Genomic DNA, 21346 nt, shown 5'->3' with positions numbered 1-21346 from the left:
CGGGCCGCGCGCTGCGCCCCTAGCCGTCGGACCATTGATCGAGGATATGCTGCGCCGTCATCAGGTCGAGATGCGCGCCACCGCCGTTCTTGAACACGGTGATCTCGTCCTCGCGCTGCCGGGTCATCGCTTCGGGCTGATAGAAATCGGCCAACAGGTCCTCTCGGGCAATCGCCCCTGACTCCAGCGGAATCGCGATCTCGCCGATATGCCCGATGGTGGTGTCGAAACTGTCGACAAAGACACGCCCGCGTTGCAGCGCCGCGTCATCGACCTCGCGCATGTCGGCACGGTAGGCGCCGATCAGGTTGAGGTGCTGGCCCGGCTGCAACCAGTCGCCACGGATCACCGGCTCGGTCGCCATGGTGGCAGAGACCACGATGTCCGCCGCCCGCACCGCCGCCTCGAGTTCCCCGGCCACCGCCATGCCGGGGCAGTCGGCCGCCAGCGCCTCGGCCTTGGCGCGGGTGCGGTTCCAGACCGTGAAGCGGGCATCCGGAAACCCGGCGCCAAAGGCCTCGAACAACGAGCGCGCCACCGTGCCCGCGCCGACGATCAGCACGTTGCGCGCATCCTTGCGCGCCAGCCGCAGGGCGCCGAGCAGCGAATCCCCGGCGGTCTTCCATTTGGTCACCAGGTGGAAATCCACCATCGCCTTGAGTACCCCGGTGCGGTCGTCGAACAGGCTGACGGCGCCGTTGATGGTGGGCAGGCCGGCCTCGGTATTGCCGGGGTGGATCGTCGCCGTCTTGACCAAAGCGCCCAGCCCGTCGATCCAGGCGGCGCGGCTCAGAAGCGTATCGCCGCCGCGGCGCAGGAAGGTGTCGCCGATCTCGGCCTTGGGCAGCCCGTGGCCCGCCGCCAGCGCCTCGGACAGTCGCAGCCAGTCGAGTCGCGCCTCGCCCTCGTCGAATCCGATGATAGGAATGCTCATTCCGCCTCCTCTTTTTCCAATAGTCCCTCGGCCACCAGCCGGTCAGCCCAGCCCTCCGCACCCTCGAAGTGATGCACCTGCCAACCGCGCGATTGCGCCATGGCGATATTGTCGGCCCGGTCGTCGACAAAGAGCAGCCCGGCCGGTGCCACGCCACAGGTGCTCTCGAGCAGCTCGTAGATGCGCGGCTCGGGCTTGATCGCGCCGATATGGCCCGAGATGTAGCGCTGATCGAATTCTGTCAGGAACGGGTAATGGGCGCAGGCGATGTCAAAGGTCGCACGGCCGAAGTTCGACAGGGCAAACACCGGCACGCCCCGCGCCCGCAGCGCCCGCAGCAGCCGCACAGACCGGTCGATGGCGGGGCTGGCCATCTCGATCCAGTTGTCATGCCAACAGGCAATATCCTCGGCCCAGCCGGGATGATCCGCCGCCAGCGCCGAAACCGAGGCGGCGAAATCGACGCCCCTGTCGACCTCGTCGTTCATCGCCAGAAGCGGCACCTCGGAAAACAGCTGCCTGCGCCGCTCGGCCCCGAGCCGTGCATCGAAGAACCGCTCGGGGTTCCACTCGATCAGCACGTTGCCAATGTCGAAAACGACGGCCTCGACCGGCATCAGACGCCCTCCACGGTCTGGATCACGCCAGCCTCGATACCGCGGCGGCTCTTGATCACGTGGTTGACCCGGCGCAGCGCGGCCGGATGCGCCGGATCGAGCACGCCCAGCCGGATCAGCAGCTGCGCCATCATCGCCTCGCTGGCGCGGGTGGCGCCATCGGCGATCTTGAGCGCAATGCCGAGGCCCTGCCGCGGCAGGATCGCGGTATAGACGCCATCGGCGCCGGTCTTGATCGCCACGCCGTCCATGGCGCGCATCAGCTCGGTGCAGGCGCGGGTTTCGCCGGCCACCAGCTCGGGGTGCTCATGCATCGCCGACACCAGCCGGGCGGCGGCCCGGCTCTGGGTGTCACTGCGCTGATGGGCGCTGGCAAACCAGGCCATGGCGCGGGCGACGCCCTGCAACGAGGCGGCGAAATTCGGCGCCGAACAGCCGTCGATACCATAGCCCGGGCTGGTCTCGCCGGTGACCTCCTCATAGGCTGCCAGAACGGCGCGCTGAACCGGGTGATCGGGCAGGACGTATTCGGGACCGCCGCCGAGATGCTTGTTGAGCATCAGGAAGCCGCAATGCTTGCCGGAACAATTGTTGTGCACCTGGCAAGGCCGCGCATCGGCCTTGATCAGCTCGGCCTGCGCCGGCCGGTCGTCGGGCCATTGCGGGCCGCAGCGCAGGTCGTCCTCGCCCATCCCAAGGCTCTCGAGCCAGGCCCTGGCGAGGTCGGTGTGGATCGCGGCGCCATCGTGGCTGGCACAGACCAGCGCCAGCCGGCGGCTGTCGAGATCGTCCCCGGCACCGCTGCTCAGGAGCGGCAGCGCCTGGATCATCTTGATCGAGGAGCGCGGCAGGATCACCGCCTCGGGGTCGCCCCAGGCCTCGGTGATCTCGCCGCCGGCATCACAGATCACGGCATGCCCGTGGTGCAGGCTTTCAAGGAAGGGACCGCGTCGGATTTCGACCAGCGGGACAGCGGCGGCATGGGGATTTGGGGTCATCAAACACCGTTCAAATATTGGCGATTTTCTGCCAACGGGCCTTTCGCCCGTCGCACCTTTGACGCTAATGTGCTTTTGTCGAGAAGAAAACGGCCGCGTGGCAAACCCGAAGCAAAATCACGGGGCAGCGCGGCCTTGTTATTGTAGTTGAGGCTAGGACAGCTTGGAGGCTGGACATATGATTCTTCCCTTTGCCCGCAGCATGGCCGCCGTGATCGCACTGGCGGCGGCAACAGCCGTGGCAGCGCAGCAGGAAAGCACCAATCGCGTCGCGGCCCAGACGGATTGGAGCGTCTTCACCGAGGACGATCCCAAAGAATGCTGGGCGGTGACACGGCCCAAGGAAACGGTGAACACCCGCGACGGCCGGGTGGTGGCGGTGCGGCGGGGCGATATCCTGTTGTTTGCCTTCTTCCGTCCCGAGGCCGGGGTGAACACGCCGCAGATCACCTTTACCGGCGGCTATCCCTTTGCCAGCGGTTCGACAGTGACCGTCGATATCGACGGCACCGAGTTCGAGATGTTCACCGAGGGTGAATGGGCCTGGGCGGCGTCGCCGAGCGACGATGCCAAGATCGTGACGGCGATGAAGCGGGGCTCGGCGGCGGTGCTGACCGCACGCTCGTCGCGCGGGACGGTCACCAAGGACACCTTCTCGCTTCTGGGGTTCACCGCGATGATCGAGGATGCCGAAAACCGCTGCGCCGGCTGATCGGCCTGCGCCCTGACCGGGGCGCTTTGGTGGGCGACTTGTCGCAAAAGGGCGGGAATCCTTTTGATTCCGCGCCCGAATCCTATATGTGGGGCACTTCTTTCGGAAAATGAGCCGCTGACATGACCGCGCCGATCACCCAGGATGTGATGACCATCCCCCGCAAGCTGCCCGAAGGCGGCAAGACCAACCTCGTTGGCCTGACCCGTGACGCCATGCGCGACGCGCTGCTGGCGATCGGCACGCCCGACAAGCAGGCAAAGATGCGCGTGGGCCAGATCTGGCAGTGGATCTACCAGTGGGGCGTGCGCGATTTCGACGCCATGACCAATCTGTCGAAGGCCTACCGCGCTGAGCTGGCAGAGCATTTCAGCATCGATGTGCCCGAACTGGTGTCAAAGAACGTCAGCGCCGACGGCACCCGGAAATACCTGGTGCGGATTGCCGGCGGCCACGAGGTCGAGGTGGTCTATATCCCCGAGGCCGATCGCGGGACGCTCTGCATTTCCAGCCAGGTGGGTTGCACGCTGACCTGCTCCTTCTGTCACACCGGCACCCAGAAACTGGTGCGCAACCTGACCGCCGGCGAGATCATCGGCCAGGTCATGCTGGCGCGTGACGACCTGGGGGAATGGCCGGAAAAGGGCGCACCCAAGAACGAAACGCGGCTGCTGAGCAACATCGTGCTGATGGGCATGGGCGAGCCGCTCTACAATTTCGAGAACGTGCGCGACGCGATGAAAATCGCCATGGACGCCGAGGGCATCCAGCTCTCGCGCCGTCGCATCACGCTCTCGACCTCCGGCGTGGTGCCCGAGATCGCGCGCACGGCCGAGGAGATCGGCTGCCTGCTGGCGGTCAGCTTCCACGCCACCACCGACGAGACCCGCAACAAGCTGGTGCCGATCAACAAGCGCTGGAACATCGAAGAGCTGCTGGGCGCGCTGCGCGACTATCCGCGTCTGTCGAACTCCGAGCGGATCACCTTTGAATATGTCATGCTGAAAGGCGTGAACGACAGCGATGCCGACGCCCGCCGGCTCGTCAAGCTGATCCAGGGCATTCCGGCCAAGATCAACCTGATCCCGTTCAACGAATGGCCCGGCTCGCCCTACGAGCGCTCGGACTGGGAGCGGATCGAGAAATTCGCCGATATCGTGCACAAGGCCGGCTATGCCAGCCCGATCCGCACACCGCGGGGCGAAGACATCATGGCGGCCTGCGGCCAGCTGAAATCCGCCACCGAACGAGCGCGCAAGTCGCGCAAGGAGATCGCGGCGGAAACCGGCCTCTGAGCGCAACCGTCCCGGGCCTGACCCGGGACCTCCTGGCGGCCGGCGAGGCCCCGGTTCAGGCCCGGGGCGGGGGTTCAGCGATCACACGCCACGCGCGCCTGACAGGCGCGCCGCCCCACCCAGCCCTGCAATCGCTACCGCACCGGCGCAAACAGCGCATCCTGCAAGGTGCAATCGCGCACCACGTCGCGCCCGCAGGGCACCGGCTCCATCTCCAGCGACAGGCAGATCCGCGCTTCCTGGATACGCCCGTCGCGGCAGGTCACGGTGATCCCGTCTGCTTCGAGCGCCGGGTTGTCCTTGAGAAAGGCCTCCTCCACCACCGCCGCCGGCAGCCGCACAGGGCGGTCGAGTTTGCGAAACACCTCCGGCCGCACCACCGCCTCGTAAGCCGCACGCGAGGCCTCGAAATAGCCCGCCGCCGAGAGCCCTGAACAGCTGCCGTGTTTCTTCCACTGGTGCCAGGCGAGCCCGGCCGTGCCCATGATATCGCTCATGTCGCGGGTCATCGCCCGCGATGGCGGGCGCTCGGCCGTCGGGCAATAGGCCGGCCAGCCGCGCTGGTACTGTGGCCAGAGACCATGCAACGTCCAGCCAAAGTCGTGACGCGGATCACATTGCTCAGACCCCTTGGCATCGCCCTCGATCTCGCACCAGTTCGGCGACCAGCTCAGCGCCAGCACCCAATAGTCGAAATCGCCGGCTTTCTCGCCATCGGCCCGGGCCATCAGCGGCAGGCAGAGCACCGCGCACAGAGCAATCACACGCATTTTTACTTCCCTTTCGCGGTTTGCGGCACTATAAGCCTCCGAAGTTCCCCGACAATGGAAACCGTTCCGGCAGAGACCGGGACAGCCCAATCCAGGCGACGGGAGAGTTTTGTTTTCAAGGAGACCGCCGCATGGCCAAACTGCTGCACCCCAAGGCAACCGCCGTCTGGCTGGTGGACAACACCACGCTGACCTTCAAGCAGATCGCCGATTTCACCGGCATGCATGAGCTCGAGGTTCAGGGCATCGCCGACGGCGATGTCGCCGCCGGTGTCAAGGGCTTCGACCCGATTGCCAACAACCAGCTGACCCAGGCCGACATCGACAAGGCCGAGGCCAACCCGCTGGCCAAGCTGAAGCTCAAGTTCAATCCCGCAGCCCACGACGAGGACAAGCGCCGGGGCCCGCGCTACACGCCGCTTTCGAAGCGTCAGGACCGGCCGAACTCGATCCTCTGGCTGGTGAAATTCCACCCCGAGCTGGCCGACAGCCAGATCGCCAAGCTGGTGGGCACCACCAAGCCGACGATCCAGTCGATCCGCGAGCGCACCCACTGGAACATCGCCAACATGCAGCCGATCGATCCGGTGGCGCTGGGGCTCTGCAAGCAGACCGAGCTTGACGCCGCCGTGCAGAAGGCGGCCAAGAAACGCGCCGCCGAAGGCGAGGCGATGTCGGACGACGAGCGCCGCAAGCTGCTCTCGACCGAGCAGAGCCTTGAAATGGCGCCCGAGCCGCGCATGCCGACCGCCATCGAGGGGCTGGAAACCTTTTCGTTGTCCGACAGTGACGACGACGAGGAAGAGGACAACCGCGACATCCGCGATGCCGACAGCTTCTTCAACCTGCCCGGCGGAGATGACGACGAAGACGAACAGCCCTGAGCCCGCTCAGACAATCCGCTCAGACAAGACCCCGGCAGCCCATCTGCCGGGGTCTTTCTTTGCCCGGCGGTCATCACGGTTGATAACGTCACCGCAAGCGGCCGCCCTGGCCTCTGGTGGCGCGGCGGACACCCGCACATCTGTCACTGACCGGCGCCCCGGACGGGCCCGGCAGGATCACAGGATCAGGACAGACAAGGGACACCATGACCAAGAAGATCACCAGCACCGCGACACATCTTGCCCTAGCCGGGCTTGCCGGCGAACTCAGCTTCGAGGCTTATGCCTGGCTGATATCGCCTTCGCTCTTCGGCGTGCAGCTTGAACCGGCCAATCTGGTCATCGGCCTGACGCGGATGGCCAGCGGGGTGCAGGTGCCTTATGCGGCGGCCTTTGCCGTGCATGTGCTGATCGGAGTGTTCGGATTTGCTGCCACGGTCTGGGCGGTCAAGCGGCTCTCTGGCGTCGGCCATGCGGCCGCCGGTCTCGGCGCCGGGGTCCTGCTCTGGTTCGTGGCGCAGGGCATCCTCGCGCCGGCGATGGGGCGCAGCTTCATGATGGGGTTCGGCGCCTACACGCAATCGTCCTTTGTCGGTCACGTCGGCATGGCGCTGGTCATCGGGCTGGTCTGGCAATGGCTCGCCCGAGCCCGCAGCAACGTGCCCGAGACGGCCTGAACCGGAAAACGGCGCCTGCCCGGACTGGTCCGGCAGGCGCCCGCCCCGGCTAGAGCTTGCCGGCGAGGTGCAGGTCGAGATCCTCGAGCCGGTCCTGCCCCCAGAACCGCTGCTCGCCCACCACGTAGAAGGGCGAGCCGAAGACCCCGGCCTCGATTGCCGCCTCGAGGTTGGCGGCATAGGTCTCGGCTCCGGTCAGCAGCCCGCTGTCGGCCAGCCCCGGATCAAAGCCCGCCTGTTCCAGAAGGTCGCGGATGACGTCATCCTGCGCGATATCGCGATCCTCGGCCCAGACCGCGCGGGGGAAGCTGTGCGCCAGCGCCCCCAGATCGCCACCACCGGCATTCTGCGCCGCGATCAGCGCATAAGATGACGGCGCCATGTTGGTGGGAAAATGCGCCGGCTTGAGGTTGAGCGGCTTGCCCAACCGCTTGGCGCGGCGCTCCATGTCCTGCAAACGGTAGACCTGCCGATTGGGGTGACGGTCCTTGGGCGGGGTGCCGCCGGTGCGGGCGAAACAGGCCATGATATCGAACGGCCGGTAGGTGATGCTGGCGCCATGGCGGGCGGCGATCGCCTCGAGCTCGGTGCCGGCGAGATAGGTGAAAGGCGAGATTGTCGCCAGATAGTAGTCAATTTGTGTCATGTCGCGCTGTCCCCTGACAGTTGGGTTTTGCGGACCGTAACCGCGTGCTAAGCGAAGTCAACGTCACGAATCCTTTACTTTTCTTGCCCGGGATCTCACTCACATGCCGCAGCTCGTCGAACCTAAACTCATGTCCGGCAACGCCAATTTGCCACTGGCCCGCTCGATCGCCCGCCGGATGTCGATGCATCGCGGCATCAATGTCGATCTGGTGAATGCCCGCGTCGAGCGGTTCAATGATCAGGAAGTTTACGTCGAAGTCTACGAAAACGTGCGCGGCGAAGACATGTTTATCATCCAGCCGACATCGAACCCGGCGAATGACAACCTGATGGAACTCCTGATCATGGCCGACGCGCTGAAGCGGTCGTCGGCGGCGCGGATCACCGCCGTGATCCCCTATTTCGGCTATGCCCGCCAGGACCGCCGGTCCAAGGCCCGCACGCCGATCAGTGCCAAGCTGGTGGCCAACATGATCGTCGAGGCCGGCATCGAGCGGGTTCTGACGATGGACCTGCACGCCGCCCAGATCCAGGGCTTCTTCGACATTCCCGTCGACAACCTCTATGCCAGCCCGGTCTTTGCGCTGGACATCAAGAACCAGTTCAAGGGCAAGCTCAACGACATCATGGTGGTCTCGCCCGACGTCGGCGGCGTGGCCCGCGCCCGGGAACTGGCCAAGCGGATCAACGCGCCGCTGTCGATTGTCGACAAGCGCCGCGAAAAGGCCGGCGAAGTGGCCGAAATGACCGTGATCGGCGACGTCAATGGCAAGAAATGCATCATCGTCGATGACATCTGCGACACCGCCGGCACGCTGTGCAAGGCCGCCGAAGTGCTGATCGAGGCCGGTGCCACCGAGGTGCATTCCTATATCTCGCACGGCGTCCTGTCCGGCCCGGCGGTCGAGCGGATCTCGAAGTCGGTGATGAAATCGCTGGTCATTACCGATTCCATCGAGGCCACCGAGGCGGTGAAGAAGACCAAGAACATCCGCATCGTGCCCACGGCCCCGGTGTTTGCTCAGGCGATCCTGAACATCTGGAACGGCACTTCGGTTTCGTCGCTGTTCGATCACGAGACGCTGGAGCCGATCTACGAAGGCATTCTCTGAGCCGGAACCGCGGGTCGTCGTTTCCTTTTCGCGCCGGGGCACTAAGCTTTCTGGCATGAGTGACGCGACACCCGCCTTTGCCCCCCTGCCCTGCGCCGACGCCGCCAATGGCAGCCCCCGCCGTGTCGGGGTCGAGATCGAGTTGGGCGGACTGTCCGAGGCGCGGGTGGCAAAGATCGCGCAACAGGCCTTTGGCGGCACGCTCGCCCGGGGCAGCGGCCCGTCCTGGAAACTGGAAGACAGCCCAGTCGGCGCGCTCGATATCTATCTCGACACCTCGCTGCGCAAATCCGAGAAAAGCGCGCTGCGCGACGCGGCGATGGCCCTGGGCCGCGATATCATCCCGGTCGAAATCGTCACCGAACCGCTCGATCTTGACGGGCTGGCCCGGCTCAACAGGCTTCTGCCGCACCTGCGCGATGGCGGCGCGCGCGGCAGCAGCGCCGGGCTGGTGCTGGGCTTTGGCGTGCATTTCAACGTTCAGATCGCCTCGGACAGCATGGAGGACATCCGCCGCCCGCTGACCGCCTATGCCCTGCTCGAAGACTGGCTGCGCGCCGCCATGCCGATCGACGACACCCGCCGCATCCTGCCGTTCACCGCGCCCTACCCCACGACCTTCGTGCGCGCGCTTCTGGCGCTCCCCGAGAACGCGCCGCTCGCCGAGCTGGTCGATCTCTATGTCCAGCACAATCCGACCCGGAATCGCGGGCTCGACATGCTTCCGCTGTTCAAGCATCTCGCCCCCGACCACCTGGCCAGCGTCCAGACCGAAGCCACCTCGGCCCGGCCCACCTTTCATTTCCGACTGCCCGATTGCCGCATCGACGAACCCGACTGGTCGCTGCTGACCGAATGGCAGCGCTGGCTGCTGGTCGAAAGGCTGGCCGAAGACCGGCGCCTGCTGGCCGCCATGGGTCGGGTCTGGCAGGCGGCGCACGGGCCGGTCACCCTGTCGCGCCGCACCTGGGCGCAGCGCTGCGGCGACCTGCTGATCGGCGCCGGTCTGGCCGAGGAGCCGATAACATGAGCCGACCGCTGATCGGAGTGACCACCTCGCGCCGCTCGGGATGGCGGATCTTTCCTCTGGTCGCGCTCAACGTGTGGCTGGCAGGCGGCCGGGCGACCCGTTGGGTCGCCGGCCGCGATGCCGATATCGACAGGGTCGACGGCATCATCATCGGCGGCGGCGACGATATCTCGCCCGACCTCTACGGCGGCCGGCTGGTCACGTCGGCCCGGCTCGACCCGGACCGCGACGCGCTGGAGCGACGGCTGGTCTGCGCGGCGTTCGAGCATGACAAACCGGTGCTCGGCATCTGCCGCGGCTCGCAGATGCTGAACGTGGCGCTTGGCGGCACACTGCACCAGGACGCCTATGGCGTCTATACCGCCTCCAAACGGGTCTGGACCATCCTGCCGCGCAAGACGGTGAAAATCTGCGCCGAGACCCGGCTGGCCGGGGTCTCGGGCCTGAAACCGATGCAGATCAACGCCCTGCATTCGCAGGCGGTGGACACCCTGGGCGCCGGGCTGCAAGTGGCCGCCCGCGATCTCGGCGGCATGGTGCAGGCGGTCGAGCGCATCGCCGATCCCTTCGCGCTTGGCGTGCAATGGCACCCCGAACACCTGTTCTACGCCCGAAGGCAGCGGGCGATTTTTCGCGCCCTGGTCACCGCCGCCCGCGCGCGTCACGAGCATCGCGGCCAGATCGAGGACGTGCGGCGCGAGGTCGAGATGGTCACCGAGTAGCTTACCGGCTTCACCTTCGCTCGCACATTCGCTAGACCGAGCCGGACCCAATACGACAGCGGAAGAAGCCCCATGGCACTGGACAAGACATTCGACGCGAACTCCGCCGAAACGCGGATCTACGAGGCTTGGGAAAAGATCGGCGCCTTCCGCGCCGGGGCCAACGCCAAGGACGGCGCCTCGACCTATGCGATCATGATCCCGCCGCCGAATGTTACCGGCGTGCTGCACATGGGCCATGCCTTCAACAACACCTTGCAGGACATCCTGATCCGCTGGAAGCGCATGCAGGGCTATGACACGCTCTGGCAGCCCGGCACCGACCACGCCGGCATCGCCACGCAGATGGTGGTGGAACGCAAGCTCGCCGAGGAAGGCAAGCCGCCGCGCCGCGACTGGGACCGCGAGGATTTCACCGCCGAGATCTGGAAGTGGAAGAAGACCTCGGGCAACACCATCTTCCAGCAGTTGAAGCGCCTCGGCGCCTCCTGCGACTGGGACCGCGCGGCCTTTACCATGTCGGGCGCGCCGAATGCGCCCGCCGGCGAAGAGGGCAATTTCCACGACGCGGTGATCAAGGTCTTTGTCGACATGTACGACAAGGGGCTGATCTATCGCGGCAAGCGGCTGGTCAACTGGGATCCGCATTTCGAGACCGCGATCTCGGACCTCGAAGTCGAGAACATCGAGACCCCGGGCCACATGTGGCACTTCAAGTATCCGCTGGCCGGCGGCGAGACCTATGAATACGTCGAGAAGGACGAAGACGGCAACGTCACCCTGCGCGAGACCCGCGACTATATCTCGATCGCCACCACCCGGCCGGAAACCATGCTGGGTGACGGTGCGGTCGCGGTGCACCCCTCGGACGCGCGGTATGCGCCGATCGTCGGCAAGCTCTGCGAAATCCCCGTCGGGCCGAAAGAGCACCGCCGGCTGATCCCGATCATCACCGACGAATACCCCGATCCCGATTTCGGCTCGGGCGCGGTCAAGATCACCGGCGCGCATGATTTCAACGACTATCAGGTCGCCAAGCGCGGCGGCATCCCGATGTACCGCCTGATGGACACCCAGGGGCGGATGCGCGACGACGGCGACCCCTACGAGGAGGCGTCGGAGATTGCCATCGAAGTTGCCACCGGCGACCGCACGCTGAGCGAATCCGAGGCCGATGCCATCAACCTGGTGCCGGACGATCTGCGCGGTCTCGACCGGTTCGAGGCGCGCAAGCGGGTGGTGCAACAGATCACCGAGGAAGGCCTCGCGGTCATGGTCCCGGCCCCGCCGAACGAGGATGGCGAGACCTGTTTCGACGGCGGCATGATGCCCTATGTCGAGAACAAACTGATCATGCAGCCCTTCGGCGACCGCTCGAAAGTGGTGATCGAGCCGATGCTGACCGACCAATGGTTCGTTGACACCGCCAAGATCGTTGGCCCGGCGCTCGACGCGGTGCGCGATGGCACCGTCAGGATCCTGCCTGAAAGCGGCGAAAAGACCTATTTCAACTGGCTCGAGAACATCGAGCCCTGGTGCATCTCGCGCCAGCTCTGGTGGGGGCACCAGATCCCGGTCTGGCACACCCCGGGCCTCGGCGACAAATGGCGCTCTTTCTGCGCCGCCACCGAGGAAGAGGCGCTGGCGCAGATGCACGCGACCTTTGGCGACGACGCCGAATTCCTCCTGGTCGAGGACGAGAAAGCCGCCGTCGACCTGCTGGCCGAGACCATTCGCACCGATCCCGACCTGACCGGCGTCGACCAGCGCCACCGGCCGCAGGCGATCCCGGTGTTCCGCGACCCGGACGTGCTCGACACCTGGTTCTCGTCGGGCCTCTGGCCGATCGGCACCCTGGGCTGGCCCGAAGACACCGAGGCGCTGCGCAAATACTTCCCGACCTCGACGCTGATCACCGGCCAGGACATCATCTTCTTCTGGGTCGCCCGGATGATGATGATGCAGCTCGCCGTGGTGGATGAAATCCCCTTCGACACCGTCTACCTGCACGGCCTGGTGCGCGACGCCAAGGGCAAGAAGATGTCGAAGAGCACCGGCAACGTGGTCGATCCGCTGGACATCGTCGAGGAATATGGCGCCGATGCCCTGCGTTTCACCAATGCCGCCATGGCCTCGCTCGGCGGCGTGCTCAAGCTCGACATGCAAAGGATCGCCGGCTACCGCAACTTTGGCACCAAGCTCTGGAACGCCGCCCGCTTTGCCGAGATGAACGACGCCACCGGCTCGGACGGGGTGGTCCCTGAAGCTTCGGCCATGGTCAACAAGTGGATTATCGGCGAGACCGCCCGGGTCCGCGAGGTGGTGGATCAGGCGCTCGAAGACTTCCGCTTCAACGACGCCGCCCAGGCGCTTTATGCCTTTGTCTGGGGCAAGGTCTGCGACTGGTACGTCGAATTCTCCAAGCCACTGCTGCTTGACGGGGACGACGCGACCAAGGCCGAGACACAGAAGGTCATGGGCTGGGTCATCGACCAATGCCTGATCCTGCTGCATCCGATCATGCCCTTCATTACCGAAGAGCTCTGGGGCACCCTGGCCGAGCGGCAGAAGATGCTGGTGCATGCCGACTGGCCGACCTATGGCAGCGGCCTGATCGACCCCGAGGCCGACCGCGAGATGAACTGGGTGATCGAGGTGATCGAGACCACCCGCTCGGTCCGGGCCCAGATGCATGTGCCGGCCGGCCTGCATGTGCCGATGCTGGTGACCGAGATGGACAACCTCGCCCGCGACGCCTGGGCGCGCAACGACACGCTGATCAAACGCCTGGCGCGGATCGACAGTCTGAGCGCCGTCGAAGGCTTCCCCAAGGGCTGCGCCACCCTGCCGGTCAGCGGCGCCACCTTTGGCCTGCCCCTGGCCGAGATCATCGATGTCGATGCTGAAAAGGCGCGGCTGGAAAAGACCCTCGGCAAGCTCGCCAAGGAGCTCGGCGGGCTGCGCGGCCGGCTGAACAACCCGAAATTCGCGCAGAGCGCGCCGGACGAGGTGGTCGAGGAAACCCGCGCCAACCTTGCCGCCCGCGAAGAGGAAGAAGCCAAGCTCAAGGATGCGCTCGCCCGGTTGAGCGAACTCTGAGCGAGGAATTGCGAAACAGGGGGCGGGCGGTCGCTCGCCCCCTGGCTTCGGGGCAGCATCGCGTCCCGCACCACACCGCCGCGGACCTGATCCGGGGCCTCACCGCTAGCTTGCCCGCCCTTTTCGCCCGTCAGCCCGTCAATTGCACGTCGATGGTGGCGTCGAGCGAGCTGGCCAGCGACAGGAACCGCGCCTCCGCCACTTCGCCGTAGAGCGGCCAGGCACCCTCGGACAGCCGCAGGCTCAGCACCCGCTTCTTGGGCCGCCAGCCCAGCTCGCCGATGTGGCCGCCTTCCGACATCCAGAGCATCGCCCCGAACCGCATCGCCTTGCCGAGAATCTCGGCCTCGCGCTGCTCTTTCTCCTCGAGAATGGGAAACAGATCCTCGAACCGGGTGCCGGAACGCTTGTTCTTGTAGCGGTGCAGCAGCGCCAGCCCCAGGAACACCCGTTCCCAGTGGCTGAGCCCGCCCAGGTTGGCGCGGGTAGCATTGTCGAAACAGGTCTCGGCGCGATAGTCGGGATGCGCCCGCCAGCTCACGTCATGCAACAGGCAGGCAGCCTGCACCAGCCGCAGCTTGGCTGGTTTGGCATTGGCAAAGAGCGGCAGGATGAATTCATAGAGATCGCGGCCAAAGCCCGGCAGCCGCGCATCCTTGGCCTCGGCAAAGAGACAGGCCTCGATCAGCGGATCGCGGTCGCGCAGCTGCTGCGGCATCTGCTCATAGAGCAGCCCCTCGCGGATGCCATAGCTCGACACCGCGATATCCTTGGGGCGGAAGGTCTGCACCAGCCGTTTCAGCACCTCGACCGCATAGGGCACCAGCGCCATCCGCGACGACGACAGGCCGCAAAGGCTGCGCAGCTCCTCCAGATCCCAGCCGGCGATGTATTTCGCCGTCTCGCGTACCGCGCTGGTGGTCATGCGGTATTCGTGCTGCACATGCAGCGGATAGCCGCGCCGCTCCATGTCGATCCGGGCAATCGCGCGCCACGAGCCGCCGACAAGGAACAGCCGGTTCGACTGCGGCCCCATGCGGGTGTGCAGGTCTTCCATCACCGACTTGATCTGCGCCTTGCGGCCCTTGGCACCGCCCTTGACGTCGCGCAGCTTCAGCGGCCCGAGCGGCGATGTCACCCGCTTGCCGACAACGCCATCGTTGATCTCGGCCAGTTCCATCGACGAGCCGCCGATATCGCAGACCAGCCCGTAAGAGCCCGGCCAGCCCAGCAGCACCCCCTGCGCCGACAGCCGCGCTTCCTCCTCGCCGTCGATGACATGGATTTTCAGCCCGGTTTCGCGCAGCACCTGGTCGCAGAAATCCGGCCCGTCCTGCGCATCGCGCACCGCGGCGGTGGCGACGGCGGTCAGCGGAGGCAGATCCATGCCGCGGGCGAGGTACTGGAACCGGCGCAGCGCCGAAAGCGCCCGACGGCGGCCTTCGGGGTTCAGCGCCCCCGATTCCGCCATGCCGGCGCCCAGCCCGCACATGATCTTTTCGTTGTAGAAATACGCCGGTGAACGCGCGGCGCCGTCAAACACCACCAATCGGACCGAGTTCGACCCGATATCGACCACCCCGACGCGCGCCAGGCGGCGGGCGCTGGGATCGTCGAACAGGGCGCGGCCGAAAGGCCCGTGATCCTGACCGGAACCTTCGCGTGATACGTCCATGATATTCCCCGGCGTTTTCCCCATATGGCCCAGCATGCGGGCTGCGGTCAACGCCGGGGCGGGGTTTTCTCTGTCGCCCGGCCGGTCAGAAACCCGGTCAGAAAACCTGACGCGGCGGCAACCGGAACGCTGCGCTTGCCGGGTGTCGATCCGGGCGTCTGCGGCGGTGGTCCGGGCGGCGGCGGCGGGCCCGCCGCCGGGGTCGCGGGCACCGGCCCGGGCCGCCGGCGCGGGCGGCGACGACGGCGCATCGCCACGAAGATCGCCAGCAGGATCACCAGCGCCAGCACCAGCGAGATCCCAGCCACGACCAAGGCCGCGCCGGGGCCACCGAGGCTCGGCTCAAGCGCCAGAAAGAGACCGATGCAGGCAAAGGTCAGGGTGATCCCGAGAAACGCCACCACCAGAAACCCGGCCGCCAGCCCCAGGGCCGCTTGCCGAATGATCCTGCGGGACTTGAGCGCCAGGAACTCCGTCACCAGATGCATCAACCCGCCCCCGAGGCTCATTTCCGCCCCAGAAGCCCCGACAGGATTACCCCGGCTGCAAAGGCCAGTCCGACCGTCGCCAGCGGGTTGGAGCGGATGTGCTCTTCGGTCATCTGCCGCATCCGCGCGCCTTCATTGCGGGCCTGATCATAGAGCGCCCGCGCCTCGGCCGAGAGATGCTCGATCTCGGTGCCGGCGCGATCGACGCCGGATTGCACCTGCTCGCGCACGGTGCCGCCCGCCATGGTGGCGAGGGTTTCGATGTCGCGGCGCGCGACTTCGAGTTGCTGTTCGAGTTCTTCCTTGGTGGCCATGTCTTTCTCCGCTGCAAAAGTGCGGCACCATGATCGGCACCGCCCCTGTGTTTCTGTGGTTCGGGGGCGGGCCCGGCTGGCCGTCCCCCTGGCTGAGCTTTGCATCGGCCCCGTGCCCCGAAAGGCAGGCAGCGCCGGCGCCAGGATAACCGCCCAGACCCACGCCGGGTTCCGCGGCGATCCGACCTCGTCACGACTGACCGCGCATATCCGCGCCACTCGGGGCAGTCATCTCCTTGCTGCGGAGGTAGGCCGGCGGCCGAACCGGTCAAGGCGGGCCGGCCCAGCGCCTGCGGTTTTGCAGAACAGGCAGGGGCCCTTGGTTGTCGGCCGGCGGCAAGGCCCGGGCCAGACAGGGGTTTTCGCTTTTAGCGGGAAATGATTTCTAGGGTGACGCCGCAGAGATGCACCTGATAGCTTGCAGGAATCGCAGTGCTACAAGGAGCCTTGCAATGGCATTTTTCGATCCACTATTCAATTTGATCAATGACTTGACCTGGGGCTGGGCTCTGGTTCCCATTCTGGTGGTCTTTGGCGGATTTTTCACCATCGCCAGCGGTTTTATCCAGTTCCGCTTCTTCCGCCGGATGTTCGGCGTTCTGACCGGCGACGACGAATCTTCCGATCCCTCCAAGATCAGCGCACGTGAGGCGCTTTTCGTTTCGGTCGGCGGCCGGGTCGGCGGCGGCAATATCGCCGGCGTCGCCGTGGCGATCTCGCTCGGGGGGCCGGGCGCGGTGTTCTGGATGTGGATGATCGCACTGGTCGGCATGTGCACCTCGCTGATCGAATCCTCGCTCGCCCAGCTTTACAAACGCACAACGCCCGAGGGCAATTACCGTGGCGGTCCGGCGCGCACCATCCTGTATGGCCTGGGCGTGCAATACCGCTGGCTGGCGGTGGTTTATGCGGTCTGCCTGATTGCCTCTTTCGCCTTTGGCTTCAACGCGTTCCAAGGCAACACCGTGGCTGGCGCTGCGCTCGACAGCATGGAAATTCCGCGGATGTACACCGGCATTGCGCTGGCCATCTTCACCGGCTTCATCATCTATGGCGGCATTCACCGCATCGCCAAGGCCGCCGACGTGATCATCCCGATCATGGCATTGAGCTATATCGCCATGGCGCTGATCGTCATCGTGCTCAACATCACAAGCCTGCCGGCGGTGATCTGGGACATCGTCGCCAATGCGCTCGGCTTCCGCGAGGCGGTGGCAGGCGGCATGGGCGCGGCGCTGGCCCAGGGTTTGCGGCGCGGGCTGTTCTCGAACGAGGCCGGCCTGGGCTCGGCCCCGAACGTGGCGGCCACGGCCTATGTCAAGCACCCGGTGAGCCAGGGCATCGTACAGAGCCTGTCGGTCTTTATCGACACGATGATCATCTGCTCCTGCACCGCCTTCGTGATCCTGCTCAGCGATGTCTATCAGCCCGGCGCGGAAAGCGTTGACGGCGTGGCGCTGACCCAGCAGTCGCTGGTCGATCATGTGGGCGCCTGGTCGCAGTATTTCCTGACCTTCGCGATCCTGCTCTTCGCCTTTTCGTCGATCATGTACAATTACTACCTCGGCGAAAACGCCCTGACCTTCATGACCGGCAATCCGATGGCGGTGCATGTGCTGCGGGCGGCGATCGTGGCCATCGTCTTTCTCGGCGCGGTGGCGCCCGGGGCGACGGCGGTCTTTGCCTTCTCGGATCCGATGATGGGCATTCTGGCGGTGGTCAACCTGATGGCGCTGATGATGCTGTTTCCGGTGGCGCTGCGGATTATCACCGATTTCCGCGACCAGTTGAAACAGGGCATCGTCAAGCCGGTCTTCGACCCGGCGAAGTTCCCCGATCTCGACACCGATCCGAGCGCCTGGCCGGACGCCCCCGCCGCGCAGGCGGCGCCGGCCGGCTCCCGGCCCGCCCCGGCGGAATAACCCGATGCGATCCGGGCCGGCGCGGGCGGACCTGCGCCGGCCTTTTCATACCTGCCATGCGGTGACCGCATGACACCGCATGACAAATTTGACAAATCGCTCCCGGCTTCGGACAAGTCCCCTGTCTTTCCAAAAACCGCGAGACCGACATGACCGCCTCCGAGACCGCGCCCGCCACCTCCCCCATCGGCAGCTTCGAGAAATGGCTCTCTCTCTGGGTCGCGCTGGCGCTTGGCGCGGGGCTGGCGCTGGGCAGCCTTGTGCCCGGCCTGTTCCAGCTTCTGGCGGCGGCCGAGGTTGCGCGGGTCAATCTGGTGATCGCGGTGCTGATCTGGGCGATGGTCTATCCGATGATGGTCGGCGTCGATTTCGGCGCCCTGGGCCAGATCGGCGACCGGCCCAAGGGGCTGGTGGTGACGCTGGTGGTGAACTGGCTGATCAAGCCCTTCACCATGGCCGGGCTTGGCGTGCTGTTCTTTCACTATGTCTTTGCCGGGCTGATCCCGCCCGAGGATGCCCAGGCCTATCTTGCCGGGGTGATCCTTCTGGGGGCGGCGCCCTGTACCGCGATGGTCTTTGTCTGGTCGGAACTCACCCGGGGCGATCCGACCTATACGCTGGTGCAGGTGAGCCTGAACGACGTGGTGATGATCTTTGCCTATGCCCCGATCGTCGCCGTGCTGCTGGGCGTCACCGACATCCCGGTGCCCTGGGAGACGCTGCTGCTGTCGGTCGGGCTTTACGTGGTGATCCCGCTGGCGGCCGGCATGCTGACCCGGCAGGCCCTGGTACGGCGCGGCGGCGAGGCGGCGGTCGAGGCGTTCAAGGCACGGGTCAAGCCGGGATCTGTGATCGGGCTGCTTCTGACGGTGGTGCTGCTCTTTGGCTTTCAGGGCCACGTCATCCTCGACCGGCCGCTGGTGATCGCGATGATCGCGGTGCCGCTGCTGATCCAGACCTACGGCATCTTTGTCATTGCTTATGGCGCGGCGATTGCCTGGAAGCTGCCGTTCAACGTCGCCGCGCCCTGCGCGATGATCGCCACCTCGAATTTCTTCGAGCTTTCGGTGGCGGTGGCGATCAGCCTGTTTGGCCTTGGTTCCGGCGCGGCGCTGGCGACGGTGGTCGGCGTGCTGGTGGAAGTGCCGGTGATGCTGTCGCTGGTGGCCGTGGCGAACCGGACGCGGCACTGGTTTCCGGGGTAGGCGGAGCGGAAAAGCTGCCGTACGCCCTCAGTCCTCGGTATGGGTCAGCACCGGCACATCCGACGCCCCGGCGGAACCGCGACCGGAAAGCGACGGGTTTTCCATGAAGAACCGGTGGCAATTGAAGGCAAATTCGCCCTCCGACAGAACCGGGCGGTGAAACGTCCCGTCCGGTCGCATCACCCAGCTCTGCGCCACGTCCGCGAGGTTGGCGGCCATGATCTGTTCGGTGATCTGCGCCTTGACGGTGGGGTTCTTCGCTTCCACCAGCGTCTCGATCCGACGGTTGAGATTGCGGCCCATCCAGTCGGCCGAAGACAGGAACACGCGGCTTTTCTCGGACGGCAGCCCGCCGCCATTGCCGAAACAGACAATGCGTGAATGCTCGAGGAACCGGCCGACGATGCTCTTGACCCTAATGTTCTCGCTCAGACCGGCCACCCCGGGCTTCAGCCCGCAGATCCCCCGGATCACAAGGCTGATCTTCACACCCGCCTGGCTGGCGGCATAAAGCGCGTCGATGATATCGGGCTCAATCACCGAATTCATCTTGGCCCAGATCGCCGCCGGCTTGCCCTGACGCGCATGCGCCGCCTCGGCCTCGATCATCGCCAGCAGGTCGGTCTTCATGTCATGCGGCGAGATCGAGATGTTGCGCAGGTCGAGCGGCCTTGCGTAGCCCGAAACGTAATTGAACACCTTGGTGGCATCGAGGCCAAGATCGGTGTCGCAGGTGAAGAAGCTGAGATCGGTGTAGATGCGGGCGGTGATCGGGTGGTAATTGCCGGTGCCGTAATGGGTATAGGTCACCAGATCCTTGCCCTCGCGCCGCACCACGGTGGAGATCTTGGCGTGGGTCTTCCATTCGAGAAAGCCATAGACCACATGCGCGCCCGACCGTTCCAGCCGCCGCGACTGGCGGATATTGGCAGCCTCGTCAAAGCGCGCCTTGAGCTCGACCAGGGCGGTGACCGATTTGCCATCCTCGGCGGCCTCGCAGAGCGCGCCAACGATGGGCGAATTCTTCGAGGTACGATAGAGCGTCTGCTTGATCGCCACGACGTCGGGATCGCGCGCCGCCTGTTGCAGAAAGCGCACCACCATGTCGAAGGTCTCATAGGGATGATGCAGCAGCATGTCCTTCCGGCGAATCGCGGCGAACATGTCGCCATCGTGGTCCTGCACCCGTTCCGGCACGCGGGGCGTGAACGATGGCCAGAGCAGGTCCGGCCGGCTGTCGAGCACCAGCTCGCGCAGGTCGGCGACCCCCAACATGCCGTCGAGCTCGATGATCTCGTCGTCATGCACATGCAGCTCGCGTTTGACCACATCGAGCAGCCGTTGCGGCGCCCCGCGCGACACGGTGAGCCGCACCACCTCGCCGCGACGGCGGCGCTTCAGCGCCACCTCGAATTCGCGCACCAGGTCTTCGGCCTCGTCCTCGACCTCGAGATCGCTGTCGCGCAGCACCCGGAACAGGAAATGCGCCTTGAGCCTGTAACCGGGAAACAGGCTCTCGGTGTGCAGCAGCAGAAGCTGCTCCAGCGGCAGGAAGCGGCGTGTGCCATCGGGTGACGGCAGGCTGACGAACCTATCGGTCTGATGCGGGATCGGCAGCAGCGCCTTGAGCACCCGGCCATCGGAAACCCGCTCCAACTCGAGCGCGAGGCTGTAGCCGGTGTTGGGAATGAAGGGAAAGGGATGCGCCGGATCGATCGCCAGCGGCGACAGGATCGGAAAGACTTGCCGCAGGAACACGGTATCAAGGTGCTGCTTGTCGGAGAACTTGAGATCGACACGGTCGACGATCTCGATCCCCTGACCCTCCATTTCGCGGCGCAGCGCGGCCCAGGTCTCCTGTTGCGACGCCATCAGCCGGCGGGCATCCTCGCGGATCTGCACCAGCTGCTGTGCCGGGGTCAGCCCGTCATGCGAGGGCGCGGTATGGCCCTCCTTTTCAAGTTCCCGCAGGCCTGCGACCCGAACGGTGAAGAATTCATCAAGATTGGCAGCCGAGATCGACAGGAAGCGCAGCCGCTCCAGCAGCGGCACGCGCGGATTGCCGGCCTCTTCCAGCACGCGCCAGTTGAAGCCCAGCCAGCTCATCTCGCGGTTGACGAAACGGCCCGGCCCATCAAGGGCGTCTTCGGTCAGGGCCATGGACTCGGGAAAATCGGAATTGAGAAAATCGGCTTGTGTCATGGCGGGATCATCGGGCAGATCACGCGGCGCTTCCAGCCTTAA

The 21346-nt window shown here is 65.6% G+C and carries 19 protein-coding genes; 10 read left to right on the top strand and 9 right to left on the bottom strand.

Annotated features, from left to right (window positions below; genetic code table 11):
• Window positions 1–19 precede the first annotated feature (19 nt).
• From PVW49_RS07445 to PVW49_RS07435, 3 genes are read right to left on the bottom strand one after another with little or no spacing between them, the layout of a single operon-like run.
• Window positions 20–934, bottom strand: a complete 915-nt coding sequence (locus PVW49_RS07445; RefSeq protein WP_274590242.1) for an ornithine cyclodeaminase family protein — start codon at window positions 932–934, stop codon at window positions 20–22.
• The gene (locus PVW49_RS07440; RefSeq protein WP_048529415.1) at window positions 931–1551 is read right to left on the bottom strand and encodes an HAD family hydrolase; all 621 of its coding nucleotides are present in this window, start codon (window positions 1549–1551) and stop codon (window positions 931–933) included. Before PVW49_RS07440 ends, PVW49_RS07445 begins: the two co-directional genes overlap by 4 nt.
• Window positions 1551–2549: an asparaginase gene (locus PVW49_RS07435; protein WP_274590241.1), complete on the bottom strand. Its 999-nt coding sequence runs from the start codon at window positions 2547–2549 to the stop codon at window positions 1551–1553. The genes PVW49_RS07440 and PVW49_RS07435 overlap by 1 nt, the downstream gene beginning before the upstream one ends.
• Window positions 2550–2727: 178 nt before the next feature.
• Here PVW49_RS07435 and PVW49_RS07430 point away from each other — a divergent pair, with 178 nt between their 5' ends.
• Window positions 2728–3261, top strand: a complete 534-nt coding sequence (locus PVW49_RS07430) for an invasion associated locus B family protein (RefSeq protein ID WP_048529411.1) — start codon at window positions 2728–2730, stop codon at window positions 3259–3261.
• A 122-nt stretch (window positions 3262–3383) separates the two neighbouring features.
• Complete coding sequence (rlmN, locus tag PVW49_RS07425; protein WP_274590240.1) at window positions 3384–4556, top strand: 23S rRNA (adenine(2503)-C(2))-methyltransferase RlmN; 1173 nt, start codon at window positions 3384–3386, stop codon at window positions 4554–4556.
• A 134-nt stretch (window positions 4557–4690) separates the two neighbouring features.
• Here the strand turns inward: rlmN and PVW49_RS07420 are convergent, their stop codons facing one another.
• Window positions 4691–5326: a ribonuclease T2 family protein gene (locus PVW49_RS07420; protein ID WP_048529408.1), complete on the bottom strand. Its 636-nt coding sequence runs from the start codon at window positions 5324–5326 to the stop codon at window positions 4691–4693.
• 131 nt (window positions 5327–5457) lie between these two features.
• Here PVW49_RS07420 and PVW49_RS07415 point away from each other — a divergent pair, with 131 nt between their 5' ends.
• Window positions 5458–6210: a DUF1013 domain-containing protein gene (locus tag PVW49_RS07415; protein ID WP_048529406.1), complete on the top strand. Its 753-nt coding sequence runs from the start codon at window positions 5458–5460 to the stop codon at window positions 6208–6210.
• Window positions 6211–6416: 206 nt separating this feature from the next.
• Window positions 6417–6887, top strand: a complete 471-nt coding sequence (locus PVW49_RS07410; protein ID WP_074836965.1) for a hypothetical protein — start codon at window positions 6417–6419, stop codon at window positions 6885–6887.
• Between the two features lie 49 nt (window positions 6888–6936).
• Here the strand turns inward: PVW49_RS07410 and PVW49_RS07405 are convergent, their stop codons facing one another.
• Complete coding sequence (locus tag PVW49_RS07405; RefSeq protein WP_074836964.1) at window positions 6937–7533, bottom strand: 2-hydroxychromene-2-carboxylate isomerase; 597 nt, start codon at window positions 7531–7533, stop codon at window positions 6937–6939.
• Between the two features lie 103 nt (window positions 7534–7636).
• Between PVW49_RS07405 and PVW49_RS07400 the strand changes: the two genes are divergently transcribed.
• The 4 genes from PVW49_RS07400 to PVW49_RS07385 all read left to right on the top strand — a co-directional run bounded on the left by PVW49_RS07400 (window position 7637) and on the right by PVW49_RS07385 (window position 13498).
• Window positions 7637–8647 (top strand): ribose-phosphate pyrophosphokinase, encoded by a 1011-nt coding sequence (locus tag PVW49_RS07400; protein ID WP_274590239.1) that lies wholly within the window; start codon window positions 7637–7639, stop codon window positions 8645–8647.
• A gap of 55 nt (window positions 8648–8702) precedes the next feature.
• Window positions 8703–9677 carry an amidoligase family protein gene (locus tag PVW49_RS07395; RefSeq protein ID WP_274590238.1) on the top strand — a complete coding sequence of 325 codons (975 nt, stop codon included), beginning with the start codon at window positions 8703–8705 and terminating at the stop codon, window positions 9675–9677.
• Window positions 9674–10399, top strand: a complete 726-nt coding sequence (locus tag PVW49_RS07390; RefSeq protein WP_048529397.1) for a gamma-glutamyl-gamma-aminobutyrate hydrolase family protein — start codon at window positions 9674–9676, stop codon at window positions 10397–10399. Before PVW49_RS07395 ends, PVW49_RS07390 begins: the two co-directional genes overlap by 4 nt.
• 72 nt (window positions 10400–10471) lie before the next feature.
• Window positions 10472–13498: a valine--tRNA ligase gene (locus PVW49_RS07385; protein WP_274590237.1), complete on the top strand. Its 3027-nt coding sequence runs from the start codon at window positions 10472–10474 to the stop codon at window positions 13496–13498.
• 130 nt (window positions 13499–13628) lie between these two features.
• On the opposite strand, the gene PVW49_RS07380 is transcribed toward PVW49_RS07385, so the two are convergent.
• From PVW49_RS07380 to PVW49_RS07370, 3 genes are read right to left on the bottom strand one after another with little or no spacing between them, the layout of a single operon-like run.
• Entirely contained in the window at window positions 13629–15173 is a 1545-nt protein-coding gene (locus PVW49_RS07380) for a Ppx/GppA family phosphatase (RefSeq protein ID WP_074837032.1), read from the bottom strand.
• A 47-nt stretch (window positions 15174–15220) separates the two neighbouring features.
• The gene (locus PVW49_RS07375; RefSeq protein ID WP_274590236.1) at window positions 15221–15661 is read right to left on the bottom strand and encodes a hypothetical protein; all 441 of its coding nucleotides are present in this window, start codon (window positions 15659–15661) and stop codon (window positions 15221–15223) included.
• 17 nt (window positions 15662–15678) lie between these two features.
• Window positions 15679–15975, bottom strand: a complete 297-nt coding sequence (locus tag PVW49_RS07370) for a DUF883 family protein (RefSeq protein WP_048529388.1) — start codon at window positions 15973–15975, stop codon at window positions 15679–15681.
• Window positions 15976–16427: 452 nt separating this feature from the next.
• Here PVW49_RS07370 and PVW49_RS07365 point away from each other — a divergent pair, with 452 nt between their 5' ends.
• Complete coding sequence (locus tag PVW49_RS07365) at window positions 16428–17897, top strand: alanine/glycine:cation symporter family protein (protein ID WP_274565836.1); 1470 nt, start codon at window positions 16428–16430, stop codon at window positions 17895–17897.
• Between the two features lie 149 nt (window positions 17898–18046).
• A complete protein-coding gene (gene arsB, locus PVW49_RS07360) occupies window positions 18047–19102 on the top strand; it encodes an ACR3 family arsenite efflux transporter (RefSeq protein ID WP_048529385.1) in 1056 nt (351 codons plus the stop codon).
• Between the two features lie 27 nt (window positions 19103–19129).
• On the opposite strand, the gene PVW49_RS07355 is transcribed toward arsB, so the two are convergent.
• Window positions 19130–21304 (bottom strand): RNA degradosome polyphosphate kinase, encoded by a 2175-nt coding sequence (locus tag PVW49_RS07355; RefSeq protein ID WP_048529383.1) that lies wholly within the window; start codon window positions 21302–21304, stop codon window positions 19130–19132.
• Window positions 21305–21346: the final 42 nt, after the last annotated feature.

The sequence above is a fragment of the Marinovum sp. PR37 genome, assembly GCF_028807375.1.
GTDB lineage: Bacteria > Pseudomonadota > Alphaproteobacteria > Rhodobacterales > Rhodobacteraceae > Marinovum > Marinovum algicola.
The sequence above is the reverse complement of the archived record's forward strand: the minus strand, read 5'-3'. Positions and strand labels throughout refer to the sequence as shown.